Genomic DNA, 21545 nt, shown 5'->3' with positions numbered 1-21545 from the left:
CATGAGTGAGATGGAATTTTCCCATGCCCCGGTGCTCTTGACGGAGTGCATCGAGGGGCTTGATATCAAGCCGGACGGCGTCTATGTGGACGGCACTCTGGGCCGGGCGGGCCATTCCCGGGAGATTGCGAAGCGGCTCACCACCGGGCGGCTGGTGTGCATCGACCGGGATCAGGCGGCTCTTGACGCGGCCCCCGCCCGCCTGGAGGGGCAGATGGACAAGGTCACCCTGGTCCACGGCAACTTCGGCGATCTGGCGGAGCTTCTGGACGCTCTGGGCCTGAACGCCGTGGACGGCATGCTCTTTGACCTGGGCGTCTCCTCCCCCCAGCTGGACGACGCATCCCGGGGCTTTTCCTACATGAACGACGCGCCCCTGGATATGCGTATGGACCGGACCGACCCAATTACCGCCTACACGGTGGTCAATGAGTGGCCGCAGGAGGAGTTAAAGCGCATCCTCTACCAGTACGGCGAGGAGCGCTACGCCCCCGCCATTGCCGGGGCCATCTGCCGCAGCAGGGGACTGACCCCCATTGAGACCACCCTCCAGCTGGTGGACGTCATCAAGTCGGCCATGCCCGCGTCCGCCCTGCGGGAGAAGCAGCATCCGGCCAAGCGCTCCTTCCAGGCCGTCCGCATTGCCGTCAACGACGAGCTGGGGGCCGTGGACCGAATGATCCAGGCGGCCGTACCCCGGCTGACAACCGGCGGGCGTCTGGCGGTTATCTCCTTCCACTCTCTGGAGGATCGGATCGTAAAAAACGGCTTCGCCGCCTTTGCCAAGGGCTGCACCTGCCCGCCGGATTTCCCGGTGTGCGTCTGCGGGAAGAAGCCCGTGGTCAGGCTGGTCAACAGGAAGCCCATCGTCTCGGGTGAGACGGAGCTCAATGAAAACCCCCGCGCCCGCAGCGCTAAGCTGAGGGTGGCGGAAAAGCTGTAATCCCGGGTCCCTCCGGAGAGCGGAGGGGATCGGAGAAGCGGCAGCGCGCGATGTGTGTGCGTTGATTTGTTGAAAGAAACGGAGTGACTTTCCATGGCGACAGCCGTAGCGGCCAGGAAAAAAACCAGATATGCCGCCCCCAGAGCCACCTACGGCAACGTAGCCTATGATCTGGACTACGCCCAGACCGCCGCCCGCCCCCTGCACGGCGGTGAGGAGGTCCTCCAGCCCCGGCCCCTTGTCCGGCCCCGGGAGCAGACGGTGGCCCGTCCCAAGGTGCGTACCCGCGAGGCGGGCAGGGTGTCCCCCTTCGCGGTGGTGGGCTTTCTGGCTGTGGGCGTGTTCGCGATCCTGGTGCTGATGAGCTATATTCAGATTACCGTTCTGTCCGATGATATCGCCGGGCTGAAGACCGAGCTGACGGCTCTGCAGAATCAGGAGACAAAGCTGCGGGTCCAGTATGAGCTGGCCTTTGATCTGGCCAGCATTGAGGCGAAGGTGACTTCCGACGGCTCCATGGTGAAGCCCCAGAGCGGGCAGATTCTCTACCTGGATCTGTCCGAGCCGGACAGCGTGACGCTCTTTAACGACAAGGAGAAGCCGCTGGAGGGCGTGGAGGGCGCGCTGGCGGGCATCCGCGAAGTATTTGAGAATGTGGTGGAATATTTCAAGTAAGTGACCCCATATAGTAAACAGGACCCTGAAAAAGAGAACAAGGGCCGGCAGGCCCGCTATAGAGAAAGGGCGTAAGAAAATATTTGTTTTCTTACGCCCTTGTATTTTCCGGTTGAAAAAAGTCTTCGGGAGACGGGTCCCCCAAACGGCGGCCGCCCGGCCCCGGTACGAGGCTGCCGTCTGCCCCGCAGCCCCAGACCCGCCTTTCGGATGCGTTCTGATACGTCCCTATCCGTTTTCTGCTCATTTTTAGAGGTGTACTTATGGCGATTGAAAAGAAAAAGAACAATCAACAGCCGGACCGGCGGGGGAACCGGACCATCCTCGGCAGGACCATCGCCCTGATGGTCCTCTTTGGTATTGTCATTTTTATCCCGCTGCTGATGAAGCTCTACGACATCCAGATTGTCAACCACGAGCACTACGAGGAGCTGGCCATCGACCAGCAGACCCGGGATGTGGCCGTGGCGGCCAACCGGGGCACGATTTATGACAGCAAGGGCACGCCGCTGGCTCAGAGCGCCACGGCCTACGATATTATCGTCTCCCCCCGGGACCTGAACACCGTCCAGGAGAACTACCGGAAAAAGGCGGAGGACTACGCAAGCGGCAAGCGCAAGGAGCCGCCCGGCCCCGAGCCGACCGACGAGGCGGTGGCCGCGAAGCTGGCCGAGATTCTGGGGATGGATAAGGACACCATCCTCCTCCGCCTCCAGAAGGACACCTCCTACGTGAAGCTGGCGGGCAAGGTGGAGGATGAGGTTAACGACCAGATCCTGGCCTTTAAGCTGGAGTACAGCCTCTCCAACGCCCTCTACTCCACCCCCACCAGCAAGCGCTACTACCCCTACAACAGTCTGGCCGCCCAGGTCATCGGCTTCGTCAACTCCGAAAATCAGGGCGCCTACGGCATGGAGGCCATCTATAACGACGAGCTGGCCGGTGAGACCGGCCGGGTGGTCACCGCCAAAAACGGCAAGGGCACCGAGATGCTCTCCCGCTACGAGAACTACTATGACGCCACCAACGGCAACAACCTGAACCTGACCATCGACGCCAGCATCCAGTACTACTGCGAGCGGATTCTGGATAAGGGCATTGAGATGTTCGACGTGCAAAACGGCGGCTTTGCCATCGCCATGGACCCCAAGACCGGGGCCATTCTGGCCTGGGCCAACTCCCCGACCTATGATTTGAACAGTCCCAGCGCCGTCAACAGCGAAAAGACGCTGGCCGAGCTGGAGACGATTAAGAATACCTACGGCGCGGACAGCGATGAGTACAAGGAGGCCCTTGGTAACGCCCGGCTGAGCCAGTGGCGCAACAAGGCCATCAACGACACCTACGAGCCGGGCTCTACCTTTAAATCCATCGTCCTGGCCGCCGCCCTGGAGGAGGGCGTGGTCAGCGAAAGCGACCACTTCAACTGCACCGGATCCGTCACCGTGCCGGGCCTCACCAAGCCCATCCGCTGCTCACGGCGGGATGGCCACGGGGACCAGGACCTGGCCAAGGCGGTGGCAAACTCCTGCAACCCGGCCTTTATGGCCATCGGCGAGCGGCTGGGCGCGGAGAAGTTCTACGACTATATGGAGGACTTCGGCTTCCTGGATAAGACCGGCATCGATATGCAGGGCGAGCAGGACACCAGTGTGCTGATCTGGCCCAGGGAGAATTTTACCGGCCCTTACGGCTACACCTCCCTGCTGACGGCCTCCTTTGGCCAGCGCTTCCAGGTGACTCCGATTCAGCTCATCACGGCCGCCTCCGCCGTGGTCAACGGCGGCCACCTGATGAAGCCCTATGTGCTCCAGTCCATCACCGACGCCGACGGCAACGTCCTCAAGAGTACCGAGAGCACCGAGGTCCGCCAGGTGATCAGCGAGGAGACCAGCGAGCGCTGCCGCAAGATTCTGGAGGGTGTTGTGGACGGCGGCACCGGCCACAACGCCTATCAGGCGGGCTATCACATCGGCGGCAAGACCGGCTCCTCCGAGACGCTGGAGGATGACCACACCATCGTCTCCTTCCTGGGCTTCGCCCCGGCGGAGGATCCCCAGGTGGTCATCCTTCTGGCCTACGACAACCCCAAGCCCACCGGCCCCAACTCCAACTACACCGCCGGCGGCTGGTACATCAGCGGCGGCGTGATGGCAGCGCGGATGGCCGGCGAGCTGCTGGGCAATATCCTGGACCACCTGGGCATTGAGAAGCAGTACACCGCGGAGGAGCTGTCCCGGGCAGACGTGCTGGTCCCCAACGCGGTGGGCCTGCCCGCCGCCGACGCCCAGAAGGCGGTGGAGGCCCAGGGCCTCACGGTGCGTACCGTGGGCAGCGGCGAGACCGTTACCGGCCAGATCCCCGTCCAGGGCGCCTCCATTCCCGGCGGCAGCCAGGTGGTGCTCTACCTGGGCGAGGAGAAGCCCACCGACCAGGTGGAGGTTCCCAACGTGCAGGGCAAGACGCCTGCGGCCGCCAAGCAGGCCCTTGTGGACGCGGGACTCTACCTCAAGGCCGGAGGCGTGGCCGACTATACAGAGAATACCCGCGCCGCCGGCCAGTCCATCGCCGCCGGCACCCTGGTGGAGCGGGGCACCGTTGTGGAGGTGCAGTTTACCGACAACACGGCCAGCACGGCCGGCGCCGGCTTCTGAGGCGCGCCGCCTCTCCGCGCAAAAGGGGCCCGCTTCGCTCACCATATACGCCTGCCGCGATGACCAGTCCCGTGGCATCGGGGGGCGGAGCGGGGAACAATCAGTATGGCAATCGGAAAGATGGGTGATTGTGTATGCGGCTTGAAAAATTACTGTCCGGCGTGGCCCTTACGGGCCGGACGCTGGACGGGGACGTTGAACTGTCAGGCATCAGCTACGACACCCGAGACATCGCCCCCGGCGCGCTCTTCGTGGCGCTGCCCGGCTACAAGACGGACGGACACAAATTCATACGCGAGGCCCTGGAGAAGGGGGCCGCCGCCGTGGTCTGCGAGCGCGCCCCGGAGGAGCCGGGGCCCTGGCTCACGGTGGCGGACGCCCGGGCGGCCCTGGCCGCCCTCTCCGCCAACTGGTTCGGCCACCCGGCGCGGGAGATGACCGTGCTGGGCGTAACCGGCACCAACGGCAAGACCACCACCACATACCTACTGAAGGCTATGCTGGAGGGGGTCTTGGGAGCGAGGGTGGGGCTCATCGGCACCAACCAGAATATGATTGGCGAAAAAAGCCTCCCCGCCCACCGCACCACGCCCGAGTCCTACGAGGTGCAAAAGCTCCTGCGGGAAATGGCGGACGCGGGCTGCACCCACGCCGTGATGGAGGTCTCCTCCCACGCGCTGGTCCTCCACCGGGTGGACGGCATCCCCTTCCGCACGGGCGTATTCACCAACCTCACCCAGGACCATCTGGATTTCCACAAGACCATGGAGAACTACCGCGCGGCCAAGGGCCTGCTGTTCCGCCAGACCGCCACGGCGGTGCTCAATCTGGACGACGAGGCGGGACGATTTTACGCGGAGTGCGTCGACTGTCCCACGTTTACCTACTCTGAAAACAAGGATGAGGCGGACCTGACCGCCAAGAATATCCGCCTCTTCCCCGACCGGGTGGAGTTTGAGGCGGTGACGCTGGGGGCCATTTCCCGGGTAAAGCTGCCGATTCCCGGCGGCTTCACCATCTATAATGCCCTGGGCGTCATCGCCTGCGGCCTGACCCTGGGCCTGCCGCTGCCGGACATTGTCCGGGCCCTGGGGACCGCCCGGGGGGTCAAGGGCCGCATTGAGGTGGTGCCCACCCCCACGGACTACACGGTTATCATCGACTACGCCCACACCCCCGACGCACTGGAGAACATCCTCACCACGGTCCGGGGGTTTACACCCGGAAGGGTTGTCTGCCTCTTCGGCTGCGGAGGAGACCGGGACCGGAGCAAGCGGCCCATCATGGGCGGCATTGCCGCAGACCTGGCGGATTTTGTGGTCTTCACCTCCGATAACCCCCGCACGGAGGACCCCCGGGCCATTCTGGAGGACATTCTGGCCGGTGTGGGGGAGAGCGGCACGCCCAATGTGGTGATCTCCGACCGCCGGGAGGCCATCCGGTGGGCCCTCGCCAACGCAAGGGCCGGGGATGTGCTGGTCCTGGCGGGGAAGGGGCACGAGACCTACCAGGAGATTGACGGCGTACAGCACCACCTGGACGAGCGGGAAGAGGTGGCGGCATACTTTCAGGAGCCGGGGAATAGGTAATAGGGGATGCCTCGGAGGGGGCTTTACCGTGCTGGACGCCCCTCCGGTTCCTTTCACCCATTGACCATGGCCCGGCGTCCGAACAGCTCCCTTTTTGTTACTTTTTCAGTGGAAATACGCGGACGGATTATGGTACAATACCATCTCGTGAAAAGAGAATACCCGGCCGGGAGTGTGTGCCCGGAACGGCGTTGGAGGTTCAAAAGATGAGGCTAGTCATCAGTTTTGTAGTGGCGTTCGCAGTGGCGTTCGGGACCGGCTGGTTCCTGATTCCCTTCCTGCGCAGGATGAAGGCGGGACAGGGCGTCAAGGAGTACGGCCCGGCGTGGCACAACTCCAAGCAGGACACCCCCACCATGGGCGGGCTGATGTTCATTGTGGGCATTGCCGCGGCGGTGCTGGCGGCGGGCTGGGAGGATTTGGCGTCGGGCAATTTCGGCGCGGGGTTTGTCTTCCTCTTCGCGCTGGTCTTCGGCATCATCGGCTATATCGACGACTATGTGAAGGTGAAGCACCACCACGGAGACGGTCTCTCGGCGGGGATGAAATTCCTGCTCCAGCTGGCGGCGGCCATTGCGTTTACCTTCCTGCTGCGAAAGTTCGGCTATTTGAGCTTTGATATCTACATTCCCTTTATCAATGTGACCCTCCATCCCCAGCCCTGGCTCTATACCGTCTTCGCGGCCTTCGTCATGGTGGGGACGGTGAACGCCGTCAACCTGACCGACGGCATCGACGGCCTGGCCACCGGCGTGACCATGCCGGTCTCCCTCTTCTTCCTGTCCGTGTCGGTGCTGTGGGGCAAGGAGGATTTAAGCATTTTCTCCGCCGCCCTCTTCGGCGGGCTGTGCGCCTTCCTCATCTATAATTTCCACCCCGCCAAGGTCTTCATGGGCGACACCGGCTCCCTCTTCCTGGGCGGCGCGGTGTGCGGCCTGGCCTTCGCGCTGGATATCCCCGTGGCGCTGATCCTGGTGGGCGTCATCTACATCGCCGAGACCCTCTCGGACATCATCCAGGTGACCTACTTTAAGCTCTCCCACGGAAAACGCATCTTCCGAATGGCCCCCCTCCACCACCACCTGGAGATGGGGGGCTGGACCGAGGTGAAGCTCTTCATGGTCTTCACCCTCATCACCCTGGCCGCCTGCCTGCTGGCCTACTTCGGAGTGATGAACCGATTCCCCATTTGACGCCTGTGCCAAATGGGTCTCCCGGGGCTTTCAGCTGCGGCGTGGAAAGTGATTCCACCGTCCTTCGGCGCACCCGCGCCGCCCCACCGTGGGGCCCCGGAACAAGGCAGGGGCGGCCGATGGCCGCCCGATAAAAAGGAGGTGATGGACCGTGGCCAAGAAAATGAAGCGGGATCTGACGGTCGAGGAACAGCTGGCCCGGGGACCCATGGATCTGCCGTTTTTGATGCTGGTGCTCATGCTCACCGGCATCGGCCTGGTAATGGTGTTCTCCGCCTCCTATGCCTCGGCCTATTACGATCCCACCGTCGCCAAGCACGACCCCACCTTCTACTTTGTGCGCCAGGCTATCTTCGCGGCGGCGGGCGTGGTCATCATGTACATCACCTCCAAGATGAACTACCAGCAGTTCCGCTGGATGTCGGTCTTCGCCCTGATTGCGGCCTTCGTGCTGCTGGTGCTGGTCTTCCCCTTCGGCTACGGCAAGTCCACTGTCGGCGCCCAGCGCTGGATTCGCGTGCCCGGTATCGGCAGTCTCCAGCCCTCGGAGGTCGCCAAGCTGGGGGTCATCCTCTTCTTTGCGGCGCGTCTGTCCAAGCGGGACACGGAGAAAAAGAAGAAGTATGACCGCCGCAAGCTCTCCGGGCGCCTCTTCGACGCGATGGACCGCATCGGCCTGCTGGAGCTCATCCCCTACGGGGTGGTCCTGGTGGCGGTGGCCGGCCTGATGCTGATGGAGCCCCATATGTCGGGCACCATCCTCATTCTGGTGGCAGGGGCGTCTATCCTCTTCGCCGCGGGCATCAAGATGTACTGGTTCATCGGCGGCGGCACCGCGGCGGGCCTGGGTCTCTGGTTCATCATGAATAATACCGACTACATGGCGAGCCGCCTGGCCATCTGGAAGGACCCCTGGAGCGACTACCTGGGCAAGGGCTACCAGACCATTCAGTCCCTCTACGCCGTTGGATCCGGCGGACTGCTGGGCGTGGGCCTGGGCAACTCCCGGCAGAAGTTCCTCTATCTCCCGGAGCCCGAAAACGACTACATCTTCTCCATCGCCTGCGAGGAGCTGGGCTATATCGGCGCGGCCATTATTCTCATCCTCTTTGCCCTGCTCATCATCCGGGGCTACTGGATTGCCATCCACTCCCGGGATCGCTTCGGCGCGCTGCTGGTGGTGGGCATCACCACGCTGATGGCGGTGCAGGTCTTCCTCAACATCGCGGTTATCACCAACCTGATCCCCGTCACCGGCATCTCGCTGCCCTTCTTCAGCTATGGCGGGTCGGCGCTGATGATACAGCTTTTGGAGATGGGCATCGTGCTGAGCGTTTCAAGACAGATACCCGCGCCCAGGCAGGGGTAGAAGAAAAAAGAAGGCAAAGAAAAAGGCGCGCCGCACGGGTGGGATGCTCCCACGGTGAACAAATGCGGAGGGGTCGGCTTTTTGCCTTTTTCTCTCATGAAGGGACAACGATTATGAAGATACTATTTACCTGCGGCGGTACCGCGGGCCATATCAACCCCGCCGTGGCCCTGGCGCGGCTCTTCCAGCAGCGGGAGGAGGGGTGCCAGGTGCTCTTCGTGGGGGCGGACGGCGGCATGGAGACCCGGCTGGTGCCCAAAGAGGGCTACGAGATCCGGACCGTCACCATCACCAACTTCCAGCGCTCCCTGAGCCCCGCCGCCGTCGGGCACAATGTCAAGACCGTCCTGAATATGAACAAGTCCAAGAAGCAGGCGAACGCCATTCTGGACGACTTCCAGCCGGACCTGGTGGTGGGCACCGGGGGATACGCCTCCTACCCCGTGGTAAACGCCGCGGCGCGCCGGGGCATCCCCACCGCCGTCCACGAGTCCAACGCCGTCCCCGGCCTTACCACCAAGACGCTCTCCAAGGTAGTGGACGCCGTAATGGTGGGCTTTGAGGAGAGCAGGAGCTACTATGACTGCCCCGAGAAGGTGGTGGTCACCGGCACCCCCGTCCGGGGCGATTTCTTCCAGTATACCAGGAGGGAGGCCCGTTCCCGCCTGGGACTCTCCGACGAGCGGCCCATGGTCCTCTCCTATTGGGGCAGCCTGGGGGCGCAGGTCATGAACGGGATGATGACCGAGTTCATCCGCATGGAGTGCGACGCGGGGGAGCCCTTCCACCACCTCCACGGCGCGGGCCGGGACTTCTCCCGCCTCACCAAGGAGCTGGGGGGCAAGGGCGTGAGCCTCAGCGCCCACCCGGCGGTGGAGGTGCGGGAGTATATCTACGATATGCCGGTCGCCATGGCGGCCGCCGATCTGGTCATCTGCCGCTCCGGCGCGTCGACCATCTCAGAGCTGGCGGCCATCGCCAAGCCATCCATTCTGGTGCCCTCGCCCAATGTCACCGCCGACCACCAGACCAAAAACGCGAAGGTGCTGGCCGGGGCGGGGGGCGCCGTGCTCCTCCCCGAGAGCGAGTGCACCCCGCAGCGGCTCTACGGGACGGCGGCGGATTTGCTGGGCGACAAAGCCAGGCGCTCCGCCATGAGCCGGGCCCTCACAGAGATGGCGGTCCCCGACGCGGCGGAGAAAATCTACGAGACGCTGATGAGGCTGGAGAAAAGGGAAAAATGAAAAAGCGAGACAGCCCGAGTAAGTCAAAGAGCGGAATCCCGTCATTATGATGCGTTTTAGAAGCATTTTCCGGCAAAAGCCTTTTCCCTTTTCATTTTTCATGTTTCACTTGCACTGTCCTCAGCGCATAGTATGGCCTGAGTGAACCAAGACCAACTATGCGGAGGACGGACGATATGAGTGCTTTTCTGGTGGAGGGCGGGAACCGTTTGACGGGTTCCGTCCGGGTACATGGGGCAAAGAACAGCGTTCTGCCCATACTGGCGGCGGCCATCCTGGGGGAGGGGGAGAGCGTAATCCACAACTGCCCCGACCTGTCCGACGTGGCCGCCTCGTTGGAAATTCTGAGACATCTGGGCTGTAAGGCGGTCCGGGAGGGGGACACCATCACGGTGGACGCCTCCCACCTGACGCGCTGCGACGTGCCCGACGAACTGATGCGGGAGATGCGATCCTCGGTGATCTTCCTGGGGGCCATTCTGGGCCGCATGGGGGAGGCGACCCTCTGCACCCCCGGCGGCTGTGAGCTGGGCCCCCGGCCCATCGACCTGCATCTGGCGGCCATCCGCACCCTGGGGGCCGGGATTGAGGAGCGGGGGAGCGCCCTGCACTGCACCGGCGCCCTGACTGGCGGGGATATCGTGCTCTCCATCCCCAGTGTGGGGGCCACCGAGAACGCCATGCTGGCGGCCGCCGCGGCAGACGGGACCACGACCATCACCAACGCCGCCCGGGAGCCGGAGATTGTGGACCTGCAGAATTTTCTTTTGGCCATGGGCGCGAAGATCCGGGGCGCAGGCAGCTCGGTGATCACCATTGAGGGCGCCGGGCGGCTCCACGGCGGGGAGCATACTGTCATGGCCGACCGCATTGTGGCCGCTACTTACCTCACCGCCGTCGCAGCGGCCGGGGGCGACGTGGACGTGACCGGCTGCGACTATGCCTATCTGTCCACCGTCACGGCGGCGCTGGCCGAATCAGGCTGCGCCGTGAAGAGCGGCAGGGACCACATCCGCATCCGCTGCGACGGACCCCTCAAGGGCGTGCGGCCGGTGCGGACAGCGCCCTATCCCGGATTTCCCACCGACGCCCAGGCCCCCCTGATGGCGGCGCTGTGCAAGGGGACGGGAACCTCGGTCTTCGTGGAGAATATCTTTGAGAGCCGCTACCGCCATGTGGATGAACTCTCCCGCATGGGGGCGGACATCCGGGTGGAGGGCAAGGTGGCCGTGGTCTGCGGCGTGCCCAGGCTCCACGGCGCGGCGGTCAAATCCTCCGATCTGCGGGGCGGCGCGGCCCTGGTGGTGGCCGCCCTGGGGGCGGAGGGGCGCAGCGAGATCACGGGCCTGCACCACATCGACCGGGGATACCACGACCTGGAGCTTGCCCTGCGCAGTCTGGGCGCTGAAATTGTCCGGACCGCGTGACGGTGGCGGAGACCGGCGCGGGCCGGAGAACCGCCCGGCGCCGGGTCCGTAAAAATTAAGAAATTCCTTACACATTATTTCGGTTTATCCGATATACTAGAATCTGCTTTAAAATGTGCGGAATGACGAATGGGCGGCGGCTTTTGCCGTCGGGCAGACCAATTTTATGCAGGAATCCTGACGGACTGCAAGATAAACTGGGGCCGCAAGGCGGCAAAATGGTCGTTCATTCGGTGTTTTGCGGGTTTTAAAACAGACACCAGAAAGAAAAATCCGGCGGGGCGTGGACTCCGCCGGAAATGGGAGCGGAGCAAATGGCGGCGAGAAGAAGTAATCGCGGACGGCGGCGGAACAGGGGACGCTTCGGCTTCCTCTATAAACTGCTGTCCGTGGTGGTCATTCTCGCCGCCATTATTGTCGGCTGCGTGGTCTTTTTCCGGGTGGACAATATCGAGGTGGAGGGAAACTCCCGCTATTCCGCGGGGCAGATTATCGAGGCCGCCGAGGTGGAGAAGGGGGACAACCTCTTCGCCCTCAACAGGGTCGGGACCTATCGGCAGATCCTGGAGCGGCTGCCCTATGTGGAGGAGGTGGCGATTTCCTGCCGCCTGCCTGACACGCTGGTGATCCGGGTCACGGAGCGCACCGCCGTGGCCGCCATACAGGGGGACGGCGCATGGTGGATTCTGGATGAGAAGATTCAGATTCTGGAGCGCACCGATCAGGCCGGCATTGCCGGCTATCCCCAGGTGACCGGCCTCAGCCCCGCGGCGCCTGCCGTGGGAAGGAAGCTGGGGGTGGCGGAGGAGCAGCAGCACAAGCTGGAAAGTCTCGCCCAGCTCCTGCAGGCCCTGTCCCGCCACGCCGTGGCGGGACAGGCGGAGAGCTTCGACCTGACCGCCCTCAATGCCATTGAGATGAAGTACGGCGGCCGTTTTACCGTGCGCCTGCCCATGACCACCGACTTTGACCGCTCGGTCCGCGCGGTGATTGAGGCGGCAAAGACGCTGCCTGAGAATGACACGGGTATCCTGGATTTTACGCTGGATGAGAACGAGATCCATTTGATACCCTATTCGTAGCGAGGGACGGGACAGTCTCTTCACGTCACGACGGACAACAGGCAAGGAGAACCAAATGGAAAAAGCAAAGACGAAGAAGAACCGGGGCGAACTGGCCATCGGCGCGGTCTGCGTGGTGCTGGGGATTCTGCTGGCGGTCCAGCTGCGCAGCGTCAAGGTGAACTCGGCGGCGGACGCCGCCGGGGCAGGGCGGCTGGAGACCCTCCAGAATCTCTACAACGACGAGGTGGACAAGTCCGAGAAGCTCCAGGCCCAGCTGGACCAGACCGAGGCGGAGCTCCAGACCTACCGGGACGCCGCCGCCTCGGGCAGCAGCCAGAGCGAGGCGCTGAAGGCGGAGCTCTCAAAGCTTCAGATGGAGGCCGGACTGGTGGACGTGGAGGGCCCCGGCGTAATGGTCAGCCTGCGGGACTCCACCGTCGCCAACATCACCGGCGAGGAGGCCGACTACATCATCCACGACAACGACCTGCTCAGTGTGGTCAACGAGCTGCGCGACGCCGGGGCGGAGGCCATCTCACTCAACGGCGAGCGGCTGCTGGCCACCAGCGAAATCCGCTGCGCCGGATCGGTGGTCATCGTCAACGGCCGCCGCTATACCGCCCCCTTTGTGTTCAACGCCGTCGGGGACCCGACCACCCTCTATAACGCGCTCACCATGCGGGGCGGCGTGGTGGACGTGCTGGGCCAGTGGAAGATCGAGGTGAAGGTCACTGCCAGCGAGAAGCTGCTGGTGCCCAAGTACTCCGGAGTGATTGAGTTCCGGTACGCCGCGCCTGCCACGGCCGGGAACGCGGGCACAGAGGAGGGCGTGGGATGATTGAGCTTATCGGCCTGATTGTCGGCCTGGTCATCGGCTGCTTCCTGCCCTGGCATGTGCCCAGCCATTTAAGCCTCTATGTGGCCACCGGCCTGCTGGCCGCCCTGGACTCCGCGCTGGGCGGCATGAACGCCCGGATCAAGAAAACCTTCAAACTCTCCATCTTCCTCTCTGGCTTTTTCGGCAACGCCGTTATCGCCGTCTTCCTGGCCTGGCTGGGGGACAAGCTGGGCCTGCCCCTCTACCTGGCTGCGGTTTTGGTTTTTGGCACAAGATTGTTCCAAAACTTTGCGGAAATCCGCAGGGAACTCTTGACCTCGCGCCCAAAGGGGGCTAAAATAGAACAAGATATAGTCCAAGAGTAGAATCTGGAGATACCATAATTTGTAGAAAAAGAAAAATTTCACTTTCTTTTACATAGGGGGAGCAGTCTTATGGCATTTGGTTTGGACGCCGGTCCCGATACTGTCGTCACCATTAAGGTGATCGGCGTCGGCGGCGGCGGCAACAACGTGGTCAACCGGATGGTAAAAGCCGGTATGAAGGGCGTCGATTTTATTGCAGTCAACACGGACAAGCAGGCGCTGTCCGTTTCCAGTGCAACCCAGAAAATTCAAATTGGTGAGAAGCTGACCGGCGGCCAGGGCGCGGGCAGCAATCCTGAGGTGGGCCGCAAGTCCGCCGAGGAGAGCCGCAACCAGATCTCCAAGGCCCTGGAGGACGCGGACATGGTCTTCATCACCGCGGGCATGGGCGGCGGCACCGGCACCGGCGCGGCCCCCATTGTGGCGGATATCGCCAAGGAGATGGGCCTTTTGACCGTGGGCGTGGTTACCAAGCCCTTTACCTTTGAGGGCCGCCGCCGTATGGAGCAGGCGGAGAAGGGCATTGAGGAGTTGCGCACCCGGGTGGACAGCCTGGTCATCATTCCCAACGAGCGCCTCAAGTTTGCCACCGACCAGAAAATTACCTTCCAGAACGCATTTGAGATCGCCGACGACGTGCTCCGCCAGGCGGTGCAGTCCATCTCCGACCTCATCAGCAATACCGGATTCATCAACCTGGACTTCGCCGACGTGACCGCCGTCATGAAGAACGCCGGCATGGCCCACATGGGCGTGGGCCGGGCCGCCGGGAAGAACAAGGCGGAGGAGGCGGCCAAGATGGCCATCTCCAGCCCCTTGCTGGAGACCTCCATCAACGGCGCCCGGGGCGTTCTGGTCAATGTGACCGGCTCTATGGACATCGGCCTGGAGGAGGTGGAGACCGCCGCCAATCTGGTCCAGCAGGCGGCCCATATGGATGCCAACATCATCTTCGGCGCCGCCTTCGATAACGACCTGGAGGACGAAATCCGCGTTACCGTCATCGCCACAGGCTTCGAGGAGGCGGGCAGCAGCCTGTCCAGCCAGCCCTTCTCCGCCGCTGGGGAGAAGCAGGCGACCGGCCAGGCCCAGCAGCAGGGCGGAGGCGTCAAGGCCCCCATCCCCCTGGCGCCCGAGGCGGAGGACCCCGATAACGACCCCTTTACCGACATCTTCAAGATCTTTAACAAGGGGAAGTAAGACCGTGGACAAGCCCGGCCCGCGAATGCGGGCCGGGCTTTTTGCAGCGTCCCCCGGCGAGGCCGTGCGGGAGCCGGCTTTGCGCCGGGCTCAGCCGTCTGCGCAAAGAAATCCGCCGACCCCATATTCTTGTCCTTGCAATCCGTGCGGGACGGGCTTATAATACTACTGTTATCTGAAGCCCAAAAGGAGTGATATGCGCCGTGAGCAGCGACCCGTTGAGTCGAGAATGTGTTTATCCCTTAACCACCGCGGCGCATAGGAGCTGACGGGGGACGTTTCTGCGTCTCCGCGCCCGCACGCCCATGTCGCCGCATTGCGGCGCGGACAGAGGGTATCATGCAACCATCCAAGCACCGTCCTCATGTGCGGGGTTTGGATGATGGTATGATGCTTAAAAATCCGCGCGGCAGCAAAGACTATAGGCGCGCGGGGATTTTTATGCCCATTTTTGGGTCCCGACGCGCCGGGAAAGGCGTGATTTTGAATGCTTACCATCCATAAGACCATTAACGGCAAGATGACCAAGCTGGACCAGGTGGAGGACGGCTGCTGGGTCAACCTCACCTACCCCAGCGAGGACGAATTGAACACCGTGGCCGCTACCCTGAACGTGGAGCCCACCTTCCTCCGGGCCGCCCTGGACGAGGAGGAGACCTCCCGCATCGACACCGAGGACGGCCAGACCATGATCATCATCGATGTGCCCGCTGTGGAGAAGGACGACGCCGTGGTCTACTCCACCCTCCCTCTGGGCATCATCGTCACCGAGCGGCACATCATCACCGTCTGCCTGAAGGAGTCCTCCATCATCAAGGACTTTCAGGACGGACTTGTGAAGAACGCCGAGACTCAGAAGCGCACCCGCTTTATCCTCTATATGCTCCTCCAGGTGGCCAAGCGCTTCCTCCAGTACCTCAAGCAGATCGACAAGATCTACAACTACATGGAGCGCCAGCTCTATAAATCCCAGCGCAACAAGGAGCTGATTCAGCTCCTGGATTTGGAGAAGTCCCTGGTCTACTTCAACACCTCCCTCAAGGCCAATGAGGTAACCCTGGAAAAAATTCTCCGCGGGCGCATCATCACCCTCTATGAGGACGACCACGATCTGCTGGAGGACGTGCTCATCGAGGTCCGCCAGGCCATTGAGATGGCGAATATCTACTCCTCCATCATCTCCGGTATGATGGACGCTTTCGCCAGCGTCATCTCCAACAACCTGAATGTCATTATGAAGGTCCTGACCTCCATCACCATCCTGCTCACCATCCCCAACATCATTTTTGGGTTCTATGGCATGAATATCACCGGCGGCCTCCCGCTGGAGCAGTTCTGGTGGATTCCCCTGATTATCGCCGCGGTCATCATCGGCATTGCGGCCATCATTCTGAAAAAGCGGGATTTATTCTAAAATATCGGTTTCTGTCGAACGCCCATCCCGTCCGGGATGGGCGTTCTTCTGTCCGCAATAAGAATACAAAATGAATAAAAATGTAGTTTAACTATTGACAAATCACCGTATTGACATATAATTAACAAGGATACTGCCGACCGTCCCGGCCCGTCCGGAACAGACTCCGGCGCGAATGGGATGCGCGTATGACGAAGCAGGGCGTGCGGCGGAAAATAAGGAAATGAGAGGAAGAAACGAGATGAAAAACAACAAACGCGTACTGTCTCTGCTGGCAGCGGGCGCCCTGATTCTGACGGCCGCCTGTTCCAACACCCCCGCGGCGGAAAGTCCCACGCCCTCCGCATCCGTCCAGCCCTCCGAGAGTCAGCCCCAGGTGACGGCTCCTGTCACCGCCGCCGCCAACGGCGTGTTCGAGGGCAAGGGCAGCGGCTACGGCGGCGAGCTCTCCGTCCTGGTAACCGTTGAGGACGGCAAGATGACCGATCTGCGCCTGCTGGACAATCATGAGTCCGAGCCCGTCTCCAAGCGCGCGTTCCCCATCCTGAAGGACCGCATTCTGGAGGCCCAGACCCCCGTGGTGGACAGTGTGTCCAGCGCCACCTTCACATCCTATGCCGTGAAGACCGCCGTGGCTGATGCCGCCAGCCAGTTCGGTCAGGACTTCGGCAAGATTACCATGGCCACCGTGAGCGCCGAGGCCCCCGCCGCGCCCGAGGACGCCGCCACTCAGCTGGTGGTCGTGGGCGGCGGCCCCGCCGGCCTCGCCGCCGCCATCGCTGCCAAGCAGAGCGGCGTGGAGGATGTCATTCTCATCGAGAAGCTGGGCATTCTGTCCGGCAACGGCAAATTCGACATGAACTTCTTCGACCTCATCAACTCCAAGGCCATGAACAAGGCCGGTATCGAGTATACCGTGGAGGACTTCATTGAGGACAAGAAGGACAACGGCGACACCCCCGAGCGTCTGCGCGCCTGGGCCGAGGGCGAGTGGACCCTGGACGCCTGGCTGCGGGATATGGACATCCTGCTCAACCAGTCTAACGGCGGCACCAACCACATGGCTGAGAGCGACGTGTACGCCGGCGACCACATCCAGACCGGTCTGGAGAAGAGGGCCTACGAGCTGGGCGTGGACATCCGCCTGGAGAACAAGGGCACAGACCTTATCATGACCGACGGCGTCTGCACCGGCGTGGTCGTGGAGACCAAGGGCGGCACCTACAACATCACTGCCGACGCCGTGGTCGTCGCCACCGGCGGCTTCTGCAACAACAAGGAGCTGCTCGCCAAATACACCGACGGCAACGAGGTCCTGGAGACCTCCAACTCCATGGGCACCACCGGCGACTTCGTCCCTGTGTTCGAGAAGAACGGCATGGGCCTGGAGAACATGGGCAAGATGTCCGTCTTCTCCTACATCCTGAACCCCCGCCGGGACCTGACCGGCGGCGGCTCCGGCTTCCTGCTGGTGAACAAGAACGGCGAGCGCTTCCTCGACGAGAAGACCACCTCCGGCCTGAAGCTGGGCACCGCCATTCTGGAGCAGCCCGACGGCGCGGCCTTCTACCTGGCCGACCGCACTCTGTACGAGGACAACTTCCGTACCCGCAAGCACGTGACCGCCGGCTACTATCAGCAGGGCGAGACCCTGGAGGAGCTGGCTGAGAAGCTGGGCATCGACGCCGCGGGGCTCAAGGCCGCCGTCGAGGATTACAACGCCAACCTGCCCGAGGGCGCCCGTCCCTTCGACGCCGAGGGCCCCTACTACGGCTCCAAGGTACAGACTGCCAACCACATGACCAAGGGCGGCGTCACCGCCAACGAGCGCACCCAGGTCCTCTTTGAGGACGGCACCGTGGTGCCCGGCCTGTACGCCGCGGGCGAGGTCACCTGGGTCAGCGGCGCCTACAGCGCCGCTGTCACCTTCGGCCGCATCGCCGGCCAGTGCGTGGCTGAGGACATCCTGTAAGCTGAGCAACTTCAGGCTTTCACTCCCTCCGCAGAGAGAGCCTTGCAGAGCTCCGCCGTCCGCAGACGACGGAATCAAATGAGTATCCGTCATGCAGCATTCTGTCAAAGAAGCCGGGCCCCTAAAAAGGGGCCCGGCTTTCGCATCGGGTATGGGTAAGAATTCCCGGCCCGTCACATGCCGCCGCCGGTAAATCAGGAGGGAGGCCGCATGTATTTCAACCTGCGAAATTACTATTTTTTTGAAAATAGTAATTGGCATTCATAAATTAGAAACATTTTCGTGCTATAATAATTAGCAATCAACTTATAAGTATCCGTGTACCGGCGGGCGCCGCCCGCCCTGTCTGAGAAAAGGAGGCCCTAACAATGGCGAGCAATCCGAACTATAACGAGATCACGGCCGAGGTGGAGGCGCTGGCCCGGCTGGCCCTTTCCAACAGCTGCATCGACCCCGCCGACTATGTGAAATACGACGTGAAGCGCGGCCTGCGCGACTTGAACGGCAAAGGCGTGGTAGCCGGGCTTACCGAGATCTCCGAAATCGTGGCCAAAAAGGTGGTGGACGGCAAGGAGCTCCCCTGCGACGGCAAGCTCTACTACCGCGGCTATGATGTGGAGCAGCTTGTGGGCGGCACCCTGCACGAGAAGCGCTTCGGCTTCGAGGAGGTGGCCTATCTGCTGCTGGTGGGCCGTCTGCCCACCGCCGCCGAGCTCCAGGACTTCCGTAGTCAGCTCGCCAATTACCGCTCCCTGCCCACCAATTTCGTCCGGGACGTGGTCCTCAAGGCGCCCAGCCAGGACATTATGAACTCCCTGGCCCGGAGCGTGCTGAACCTGGCCTCCTACGACGACAAGGCCGACGACACCAGCCTGCCCAACGTCATGCGCCAGTGTCTGCAGATGATTGCCGTCTTCCCCCTGCTGTCGGTCTACGGCTACCAGGCCCACAATTACCGGGAGGGGAACAGCCTCTACATCCATGCCCCCAAGCCTGAGCTCTCCACGGCGGAGAATCTGCTGGCCCTCCTGCGGCCCGACTCCTCCTACTCTTTTTGGGAGGCCCACGTGCTGGACGTGTGCCTGATGCTTCACGCCGAGCACGGCGGCGGCAACAACTCCACCTTTACCACCCACGTGGTCACCTCCTCCGGCACCGATACATACTCCTGTATGGCGGCCGCCCTGGCCTCCCTCAAGGGTCCCAAGCACGGCGGCGCGAACATCAAGGTCATCCGCATGTTTGAGGACATGAAGGAGAAGGTGAAGGACTGGAAGGACGAGGACGAGGTCAAGGCCTACCTCCAGGCCCTGCTGGATAAGAAGGCCTTCGACAAGGCCGGTCTTATCTACGGTATGGGCCATGCGGTCTACTCCCTGTCCGACCCCCGTGCCAACATCCTGCGCTCCTTCGTGGAGAAGCTCTCCAAGGAGAAGGGCCGCACAGAGGAGTACGATCTCTACTCCATGGTGGAGCGGCTGGGGCCGGAGGTCATCTCCGGCGAGCGGAGGATGTACAAGGGCGTCAGCGCCAACGTGGACTTCTACTCCGGCTTCGTCTACCATATGCTGGACCTGCCGCTGGAGCTCTATACCCCCATCTTTGCCGTGGCCCGTGTGGCCGGCTGGAGCGCCCACCGCATTGAGGAGCTTATCAACATGGGCAAGATTATCCGCCCGGCCTATCAGTACGTGGGCCACCGTGGCGAGTACAGGCCTCTGGCGGAGCGGTAGTCTGAGGCATAGAATTATGACAAAGTCCGGCACGGGAGACTGTGCATAAAGACGTTTTCCAATCAAGGGAGCGCCGCAGAATGAAACTCTGCGGCGCTCCTTTCTGCTGTTGCCGCCCGGTCAGGAGAGCGTTATGATACAATGCAAACTTTTCTTTTATTTCCATAAAATATAGTACTTGATAAACCGGGACTAGATTTTTTGCCGGATAAATGGATGACGCCGAGAATAATTTGGAGTCTTTAAGTTCTTCTTCCCCGGCCAGCATAACCGCATACCACGACTAGAAAACTCAAATGTTAATATGCGTTGCTTGCAGCAACGGGTAATTTCTCATACAATGGCGTCAACGACTGAAAGAAAGGAGGGTATCCCGAGTGTTAAGCGAAAACATGAAAGCAATCAGAAAATCAAGAGGACTTTCGCAAGAAGAGCTTGCCGTCAAGCTGAATGTGGTACGACAGACAATCTCCAAATGGGAGCAGGGATTGTCGGTTCCTGATTCCGACATGTTGATTTCCATATCAGAGGTGCTTGAGACATCCGTAAGCACCCTGCTTGGTGAAACTGTTATTGAGTCGAGGGTTGATGACTTAAAAGTCATTTCCGAAAAGCTGGAGATTATAAACTTGCAGCTCGCACAGAGGAAGACTACGAGACGAAAAACGTTCCATTGGCTGCTGCTCTCATTGTGTGCGGTCATAGTAATCATTTCTGCGGTCTTAATAGCATTAAACAGCCCTTACTTAGGCTGGAATTACAGTGACCCAGAAACCGCCATTGCCGGAGTCGTTTTTCACGCATTTGAGTGGCTGTTTATCAGGTTAACGCCGATAATCCTTATAGGGGCAATCGTTGGAGTTATCTTGACACGGAAGAAGGTATGATACCGCCCTGCCTTTTTAGGTGTGGTTCAGACTTCAAAAATCCCGTTTATCTGTCAGTGTCGCCGCCGGCATGGCATCTGGCGGTCGAAATTCCGCCGTTCAGGGGTGCGGTCCCACAGACTGGTGCCATCAGAGTGGTCTTTTGCCCCTGCGGGACAATTCACCTCCAGGAATTCCGTTCTATGGGAGTATCAGCCCCCCCCGAATGCGGGATTCTTTGCCCGGTGTACAGGGGTACGCGGCATCACTAAGGCGGCAAAGCCGCCGACGGCTGCGCTGTGCGCACCGGCTCTGGATGACAGCTTTCGGGTAAAAGGCACGCTGAATACCTTTACTGAATGCCTTTGCTCAGTTCAAGATATATTCAGGAGGTTGCCCCGCACAGTTTGTGCGGGGCAACCTCCTGATAATTTGAAACGGGCGTGTGTGCAGCATAGCGGCTCACAGACCTTGATGACAGCTTTCGGTTCATACGCTTCAGGGCTTTGGGGGCGCAGCCGCGAATCAGTGACATTTTGCTGACAAACTTACCCTGTGGGACTGCCGGGACAATTTTGATTTTTCGCATCTTTATCAGCCCCCCCTAATGCGGGCCCGGGCTTTTGTCAATCAGGCGATTGAGTCTGTGCAATTGCCTCGGCCACGCGGATGCCGTCCACTGCGGCACTCATAATTCCACCCGCACAGCCTGCCCCATCCCATGGAGCGCGCTCCATGGGAGCCCTGGTTCTTTTATCTGCCTGGGCGGAGTGAATCCGCCCGGCATCAAGGTTTTGACCACGCGGGGGGTCAAAACGCTTGGAGGCGCGGGCGCGGGCTACTCGGCCTGTGCAATCGCCTCGGCCACGCGGATGCCGTCGACAGCGGCGCTCATAATTCCACCCGCACAGCCTGCCCCACTCCCATGGAGCGCGCTCCATGGGAACCCTGGTTCTTTAATCTGCCAGGGCGGAGTGAATCCGCCCGGCATCAAGGTTT

At 61.6% G+C, this 21545-nt stretch carries 16 protein-coding genes; all 16 read left to right on the top strand.

The features are described 5' to 3' along the window. Position 1: 1 nt before the first annotated feature. The 16 genes from rsmH (at position 2) to H8S62_RS09065 (ending at position 20567) form a co-directional block, all read left to right on the top strand. Positions 2-943, top strand: a complete 942-nt coding sequence (rsmH, locus tag H8S62_RS09140) for a 16S rRNA (cytosine(1402)-N(4))-methyltransferase RsmH (RefSeq protein WP_186919088.1) — start codon at positions 2-4, stop codon at positions 941-943. Positions 944-1036: 93 nt separating this feature from the next. Beyond that, the gene (locus H8S62_RS09135) at positions 1037-1618 is read left to right on the top strand and encodes a hypothetical protein (protein ID WP_155147186.1); all 582 of its coding nucleotides are present in this window, start codon (positions 1037-1039) and stop codon (positions 1616-1618) included. A 263-nt stretch (positions 1619-1881) separates the two neighbouring features. Continuing rightward, positions 1882-4272: a penicillin-binding transpeptidase domain-containing protein gene (locus H8S62_RS09130; RefSeq protein ID WP_155147184.1), complete on the top strand. Its 2391-nt coding sequence runs from the start codon at positions 1882-1884 to the stop codon at positions 4270-4272. A 134-nt stretch (positions 4273-4406) separates the two neighbouring features. Further along, on the top strand, positions 4407-5861 hold the full coding sequence (locus H8S62_RS09125) for a UDP-N-acetylmuramoyl-L-alanyl-D-glutamate--2,6-diaminopimelate ligase (protein ID WP_155147182.1): 1455 nt from the start codon (positions 4407-4409) through the stop codon (positions 5859-5861). A 206-nt stretch (positions 5862-6067) separates the two neighbouring features. Next, on the top strand, positions 6068-7054 hold the full coding sequence (mraY, locus tag H8S62_RS09120) for a phospho-N-acetylmuramoyl-pentapeptide-transferase (protein ID WP_155147180.1): 987 nt from the start codon (positions 6068-6070) through the stop codon (positions 7052-7054). A 151-nt stretch (positions 7055-7205) separates the two neighbouring features. Further along, entirely contained in the window at positions 7206-8423 is a 1218-nt protein-coding gene (gene ftsW, locus H8S62_RS09115; RefSeq protein ID WP_341481036.1) for a putative lipid II flippase FtsW, read from the top strand. 113 nt (positions 8424-8536) lie between these two features. After that, complete coding sequence (gene murG / locus H8S62_RS09110) at positions 8537-9667, top strand: undecaprenyldiphospho-muramoylpentapeptide beta-N-acetylglucosaminyltransferase (RefSeq protein ID WP_155147177.1); 1131 nt, start codon at positions 8537-8539, stop codon at positions 9665-9667. A gap of 176 nt (positions 9668-9843) precedes the next feature. Continuing rightward, positions 9844-11094 (top strand): UDP-N-acetylglucosamine 1-carboxyvinyltransferase, encoded by a 1251-nt coding sequence (gene murA, locus H8S62_RS09105; RefSeq protein ID WP_155147175.1) that lies wholly within the window; start codon positions 9844-9846, stop codon positions 11092-11094. Positions 11095-11408: 314 nt separating this feature from the next. Then, a complete protein-coding gene (locus tag H8S62_RS09100) occupies positions 11409-12176 on the top strand; it encodes a cell division protein FtsQ/DivIB (protein WP_173023483.1) in 768 nt (255 codons plus the stop codon). A gap of 55 nt (positions 12177-12231) precedes the next feature. Beyond that, entirely contained in the window at positions 12232-12996 is a 765-nt protein-coding gene (locus tag H8S62_RS09095; RefSeq protein WP_186919087.1) for a DUF881 domain-containing protein, read from the top strand. Further along, positions 12993-13361, top strand: coding sequence for a small basic family protein (locus H8S62_RS09090; protein ID WP_155147169.1), 369 nt, complete (start codon positions 12993-12995; stop codon positions 13359-13361). The genes H8S62_RS09095 and H8S62_RS09090 overlap by 4 nt, the downstream gene beginning before the upstream one ends. 69 nt (positions 13362-13430) lie before the next feature. Beyond that, complete coding sequence (gene ftsZ, locus H8S62_RS09085; protein ID WP_155147167.1) at positions 13431-14561, top strand: cell division protein FtsZ; 1131 nt, start codon at positions 13431-13433, stop codon at positions 14559-14561. 487 nt (positions 14562-15048) lie between these two features. Then, positions 15049-15975 carry a magnesium transporter CorA family protein gene (locus tag H8S62_RS09080; protein ID WP_173023482.1) on the top strand — a complete coding sequence of 309 codons (927 nt, stop codon included), beginning with the start codon at positions 15049-15051 and terminating at the stop codon, positions 15973-15975. Between the two features lie 241 nt (positions 15976-16216). After that, entirely contained in the window at positions 16217-17947 is a 1731-nt protein-coding gene (locus tag H8S62_RS09075) for an FAD-binding protein (protein WP_155147166.1), read from the top strand. 368 nt (positions 17948-18315) lie between these two features. After that, complete coding sequence (locus H8S62_RS09070; protein WP_155147165.1) at positions 18316-19680, top strand: citrate/2-methylcitrate synthase; 1365 nt, start codon at positions 18316-18318, stop codon at positions 19678-19680. 377 nt (positions 19681-20057) lie between these two features. Then, complete coding sequence (locus H8S62_RS09065) at positions 20058-20567, top strand: helix-turn-helix domain-containing protein (protein ID WP_173023818.1); 510 nt, start codon at positions 20058-20060, stop codon at positions 20565-20567. Positions 20568-21545: the final 978 nt, after the last annotated feature.

This window comes from Lawsonibacter faecis (genome assembly GCF_014287675.1).
GTDB lineage: Bacteria > Bacillota > Clostridia > Oscillospirales > Oscillospiraceae > Pseudoflavonifractor > Pseudoflavonifractor faecis.
The sequence above is the reverse complement of the archived record's forward strand: the minus strand, read 5'-3'. Positions and strand labels throughout refer to the sequence as shown.

Bases quoted from the DNA above. Each gene is read 5' to 3' on its own strand.
- H8S62_RS09070 (WP_155147165.1), top strand. From the start codon at position 18,316: ATGGCGAGCAATCCGAACTATAACGAGATCACGGCCGAGGTGGAGGCG.
- H8S62_RS09095 (WP_186919087.1), top strand. From the start codon at position 12,232: ATGGAAAAAGCAAAGACGAAGAAGAACCGGGGCGAACTGGCCATCGGC.
- mraY (WP_155147180.1), top strand. From the start codon at position 6,068: ATGAGGCTAGTCATCAGTTTTGTAGTGGCGTTCGCAGTGGCGTTCGGG.
- H8S62_RS09135 (WP_155147186.1), top strand. From the start codon at position 1,037: ATGGCGACAGCCGTAGCGGCCAGGAAAAAAACCAGATATGCCGCCCCC.
- H8S62_RS09130 (WP_155147184.1), top strand. From the start codon at position 1,882: ATGGCGATTGAAAAGAAAAAGAACAATCAACAGCCGGACCGGCGGGGG.
- H8S62_RS09080 (WP_173023482.1), top strand. From the start codon at position 15,049: ATGCTTACCATCCATAAGACCATTAACGGCAAGATGACCAAGCTGGAC.
- murA (WP_155147175.1), top strand. From the start codon at position 9,844: ATGAGTGCTTTTCTGGTGGAGGGCGGGAACCGTTTGACGGGTTCCGTC.
- H8S62_RS09125 (WP_155147182.1), top strand. From the start codon at position 4,407: ATGCGGCTTGAAAAATTACTGTCCGGCGTGGCCCTTACGGGCCGGACG.
- murG (WP_155147177.1), top strand. From the start codon at position 8,537: ATGAAGATACTATTTACCTGCGGCGGTACCGCGGGCCATATCAACCCC.
- rsmH (WP_186919088.1), top strand. From the start codon at position 2: ATGAGTGAGATGGAATTTTCCCATGCCCCGGTGCTCTTGACGGAGTGC.
- H8S62_RS09100 (WP_173023483.1), top strand. From the start codon at position 11,409: ATGGCGGCGAGAAGAAGTAATCGCGGACGGCGGCGGAACAGGGGACGC.
- H8S62_RS09075 (WP_155147166.1), top strand. From the start codon at position 16,217: ATGAAAAACAACAAACGCGTACTGTCTCTGCTGGCAGCGGGCGCCCTG.
- ftsZ (WP_155147167.1), top strand. From the start codon at position 13,431: ATGGCATTTGGTTTGGACGCCGGTCCCGATACTGTCGTCACCATTAAG.
- H8S62_RS09090 (WP_155147169.1), top strand. From the start codon at position 12,993: ATGATTGAGCTTATCGGCCTGATTGTCGGCCTGGTCATCGGCTGCTTC.